The sequence below is a fragment of the Pseudomonas syringae group sp. J309-1 genome (assembly GCF_032582135.1).
In the GTDB taxonomy this organism is placed as follows: Bacteria; Pseudomonadota; Gammaproteobacteria; order Pseudomonadales; family Pseudomonadaceae; genus Aquipseudomonas; species Aquipseudomonas quasicaspiana.
This window is the reverse complement of sequence record NZ_JAWHNU010000007.1, coordinates 170,378-174,735: the sequence shown is the minus strand read 5'-3', so window position 1 is coordinate 174,735 and position 4,358 is coordinate 170,378. Positions and strand designations below refer to the sequence as shown.

Here is a 4,358-nt window from a genome sequence, read left to right as displayed (position 1 = left end):
CCTGTAGGAGCCAACTTGTTGGCGAGACGTCGGACCCGCATCGTCAGAAATTCCGCTTCGCCAACAAGTTAGCTCCTTGTACAAGGTCCGCGTTTCAAATCCATTATTGGAGTGATGTTTGATAGGAGCCGGGCTTGCCCGCGATGCATGAGACGCAGATTAAAGACATACCGCGTTATCGTTTATCGTCGGCAAGCTTAGCTCCCACAAAGTTGCGAGTTTGCAAAGGGGGGATGTGGTCAGAGCACCTTATCCAGCGTTATCGGGAAGTCCCGAACCCGCTTGCCGGTTGCATGGTAAATCGCATTGGCGACTGCCGCCGCGACGCCGACGATGCCAATCTCGCCCACGCCTTTTGAGCCCAGCGCGTTAACGATATCGTCGTTCTCTTCAACAAAAATCACGTCGATGTCGTTGATATCGGCGTTAACCGGGATGTGGTACTCGGCGAGGCTGTGGTTCATGAAGCGGCCCAGTTTATGGTCACTCTGGGTTTCTTCCTGCAGTGCCATGCCCAGCCCCCAGACCACGCCGCCAAGGATCTGGCTGCGAGCCATTTTCGGGTTGACCACTCGGCCTGCTGCCACTGCGCTGACCACCCGGCTGACGCGAATCGTGCCCAAATCTTCATCAACCTGCACCTCAACGAATACCGCCGAGTGTGTAGCGGTCGAATAGCCTTCGCGCTTCGCATCAGGCTCGGCGTCGACCTGTACCTGCAAACCATCAGGCCAACTGCTCAGCACTTCACTCAGTGCCAACCGGTGATCGCCCAGCGAAACGTATCCATCAGCCACGGTCATTTGCTCGACTTTCGCGGCGAAGAACTTCGCGTCGATCTGACCCGCTGCGGTGAACAACTTCTCACGCAACGCCTTGCTAGCTTGTTGCACGGCAGTGCCCACGGATGAAACCGTGAAAGAACCACCCTGCAAGGGCGCGGTTGGCAACGACGAATCCCCCAGCACAAAAGTGGTGTCTTCAACAGCAACGCCCGCTGCTTCGGCCGCGATCTGCGTCATCACCGTGTAAGTGCCGGTGCCGATATCGGTTGTCGCACTGCTGACGGTCAATTTGCCCTGTGCGTCGATGTGCGCTTTGGCACTGGCTTTCATCTGCATCGCCTCCCAGACACCGCCCGCCATGCCCCAGCCGATCAATTGACGGCCTTCACGCATGCTGCGCGGCTCAGGATTGCGATGGCTCCAGCCAAAACGATCTGCGCCCTGGGTATAACAAGCCTGCAACTGTTTGCTGGAATACGGCTTGTCTTCGTTGCCATTGCGATCAGCGAAATTGACCTGACGCAGCTGCACCGGGTCCATTGCCAAGGCGATAGCCAGTTCATCCATGGCGCACTCCAGGCCGATCAGCCCCAAGGCAGCGCCTGGCGCACGCATGTCCAGTGGGGTGTAAACGTCCAGCGGTGCCAACTTGTAAGTGAGTTCAACGTTGTCGCACTTGTAGAGCATGCCGCTCCATTCCACGACGTGCTCGCTGAAATCCTCAAAGCGGGACGTCTGACCGATTGCACCGTGCCCAACCGCCATCAACCGGCCGTCGGCTGCTGCACCTAAGCGAAGGTGCTGCAACGTGCGCGGACGATAACCAAAGGTGAACATCTGCTGCCGGGTCAGTGTGACGCGCACTGAGCGCTTGAGCTCCAGCGCAGCCATAACCGCCAACGGCAGCTGATACTGCGGACGCAGCCCGGAACCGAACGCTCCGCCGACAAAGGCCGCCAGCACCTGAATCTTGTCTTTCGCGATGCCGAACACGTTGTGCAGATAGTCCTGACAGTTTTGCGGCCCTTGGGTCTTGTCATGAACCTGCAGACTGCCATCGTCCTTGTAAAACACCGTCGAAGCATGTGGCTCCATCGGGTTGTGATGCTCGACCGGCGTGCTGTAATGGGCATCGACGGTCAGTGCGGAATTGGCAAACCCCGCCTGAAAGTCACCGCGCGGCGCGGGCAGTTCGGCCGGCGCGGCGTAGCTGTCGCCCTGCACCTCCAGCAGATCGGTTTCATGAGCCTCGACCAAATATTCGATACGCACCAGAGAACCGGCGTAACGCGCCAGCTCAAGGGTTTCAGCCACGACAAGCGCAAGTGGCTGGCCGCTGTACAGCACGCGATCGTTATACAGCGGACGAAATGGCGAGCCGTCTGCCGAGTCGGCGTCTTCATAGTTCTCGTCGTAACTGGCGAGCTTGGGACGGTTCTTGTGATCAAGCACCATCACAACGCCCGGCACGCGCAGGGCTTCGGTGATGTCGATGTGCGTCACACGACCGCGAGCGATGGTGCTGGAGACCACGCTGCCATGCAGCAGACCGGTTTCCGGATACTCACCGGCATAACGTGCCTGACCGGTAACCTTAAGCTTGCCATCGACGCGATCAAGCGCTTGGCCCAGTGGCGAAACAGACGTATTCATTGGGCGCTTCCTCCTGTGGCGGCTGCATCGACCGCGGCATCGCTGAGGGTACGAATGATCGCCCGACGTGCCAGTTTGACTTTAAAAGCGTTGTGTTCAAGCGGCTCGGCATCGGCCAGCAGTGCATCGGCGGCGGCTGCGAAGTTCTCGCGGGACACCGGCTTGCCTACCAGCATTTGCTCTACAACCTTGTCACGCCACGGCTTGTGAGCGACACCGCCCAGCGCCAGACGCACGTTACGAATGACATCGCCATCAAGCTCAAGGGAAGCCGCAACCGAGATCAGCGCAAAGGCGTAGGAAGCCCGATCACGGATTTTCAGGTACTTGCCCTGACCCGCGAAGCTGGGGCGCGGGAGTTCGATTGCGGTAATCAACTCGTCATCAGCCAATTGGTTATCACGCTGAGGCGCATCGCCGGGCAGACGATGGAAGTCGGCAAACTCGATGGTGCGCTGTCCTGCGCGCCCCTGAACATGGACAACAGCCTCAAGTGCGGCAAGGGCTACGCACATGTCCGAAGGATGAGTCGCGACGCATTCGTCGCTGGCCCCAAGGATCGCGTGGATACGGTTCAGGCCGTCGCGCGCCGGGCATCCGCTGCCAGGCTCGCGCTTGTTGCACGGCACAGTGGAGTCATAGAAGTAATAGCAACGGGTGCGCTGCAGCAGGTTGCCGCCCGTGCTCGCCATGTTGCGAAGCTGTGGCGATGCTCCGGCCAATACGGCCTGGGACAGTAGCGGGTAGCGTTGCTCGATCAATGGATGCCACGCCAGATCAGCGTTGCTTACCAGCGCGCCGATGAGCAGCCCACCGTCGGCGGTTTCGCTGACGTCGTTCAGCGGCAAGCGGGTGATGTCGATCAGATGCTCGGGGCGTGCGACGTTTTCTTTCATCAGATCGAGCAAGTTAGTACCGCCCGCGATGAACCGGGTCGCAGCGCCGCTGAGATTCACGGCCTCGTTGACACTGGTCGGGCGACTATAAGTAAAGGGATTCATCGGCTGCCCTCCGCTTTCTCGAAGCTACCCGTCTCTGAATGGGCGCTGCGCAGCTCCGGCAGGACTTCTTCCACCGCCGCCAGGATATTGCTATAGGCACCGCAGCGGCACAGGTTGCCGCTCATCAGTTCCTGGATCTCGGCACGGCTGTTGGCGCGCCCCTCATTGGCCAGGCCGACCGCCGAGCAAATCTGCCCCGGCGTGCAGTAGCCGCATTGAAAGGCGTCATGCTTGATGAAGGCTTGTTGCATCGGGTGCAGTTGCTCGCCGTCTGCCAGCCCTTCAATCGTGGTCAGCTCTGCGCCGTCACACATGATCGCCAGGGTCAGGCAGGAATTGACGCGCTTGCCATCGCGTAGAACGGTACACGCGCCGCACTGGCCGTGGTCGCAGCCTTTCTTGCTACCGACCAGATCAAGCTGGTCTCGAAGCAGGTCGAGCAATGTGGTCCAAGGCTGGACGTTGAGCTGTCGCGGCTGACCGTTGAGGGTCAGGCTAATCGCGTGGCCAGCGAAATCCTGGGGGGTTGGTGAACTCATGGAAACCTCACGGTAGGTACTCAAACAGCGCAGTTTTTCTGCGTCTTAAGGGGTACGACTCGTGGAGTTTTGGAATCGTTCAGGGTTTGTTGACGGGTGTGGGTTCAGTGGACATTCACTGGTTTCAACTGCATCGGGGCGATAAACGATAGCGTGGTGTGTCTTCTGGCTGCGTCTCATGTATCGCGGGCAAGCCCGGCTCCCACAGATTCGGCGCCAGCCAGTGGCATAGGAATCACAGAGGACTTTACGCCGGACGCGGAGCTGTGGGAGCTGGGCTTGCCCGCGATAAGGGCGCCACGCATATCAGGTCCATCGCGTACAGCATTATCGTCGGAAGGCCGCCCAGACCAAGCCCGGCTCCCACAGATTCGGCGCCA

Annotated in this window: 3 protein-coding genes; all 3 read right to left on the bottom strand. The window is 59.6% G+C overall.

The window, feature by feature from the left end:
* Nucleotides 1-239: 239 nt before the first annotated feature.
* From RX972_RS06470 to RX972_RS06460, 3 genes are read right to left on the bottom strand one after another with little or no spacing between them, the layout of a single operon-like run.
* Complete coding sequence (locus RX972_RS06470) at nucleotides 240-2,438, bottom strand: xanthine dehydrogenase family protein molybdopterin-binding subunit (RefSeq protein ID WP_316873445.1); 2,199 nt, start codon at nucleotides 2,436-2,438, stop codon at nucleotides 240-242.
* Nucleotides 2,435-3,439, bottom strand: coding sequence for a xanthine dehydrogenase family protein subunit M (locus RX972_RS06465; RefSeq protein WP_316873443.1), 1,005 nt, complete (start codon nucleotides 3,437-3,439; stop codon nucleotides 2,435-2,437). Before RX972_RS06465 ends, RX972_RS06470 begins: the two co-directional genes overlap by 4 nt.
* Nucleotides 3,436-3,978, bottom strand: a complete 543-nt coding sequence (locus tag RX972_RS06460; RefSeq protein WP_099270057.1) for a (2Fe-2S)-binding protein — start codon at nucleotides 3,976-3,978, stop codon at nucleotides 3,436-3,438. The genes RX972_RS06465 and RX972_RS06460 overlap by 4 nt, the downstream gene beginning before the upstream one ends.
* Nucleotides 3,979-4,358: the final 380 nt, after the last annotated feature.

What these genes read in the sequence shown, in the direction of transcription:
- RX972_RS06470 (WP_316873445.1), bottom strand. Translation starts at nt 2,438, where the DNA reads ATGAATACGTCTGTTTCGCCACTGGGCCAAGCGCTTGATCGCGTCGAT.
- RX972_RS06465 (WP_316873443.1), bottom strand. Translation starts at nt 3,439, where the DNA reads ATGAATCCCTTTACTTATAGTCGCCCGACCAGTGTCAACGAGGCCGTG.
- RX972_RS06460 (WP_099270057.1), bottom strand. Translation starts at nt 3,978, where the DNA reads ATGAGTTCACCAACCCCCCAGGATTTCGCTGGCCACGCGATTAGCCTG.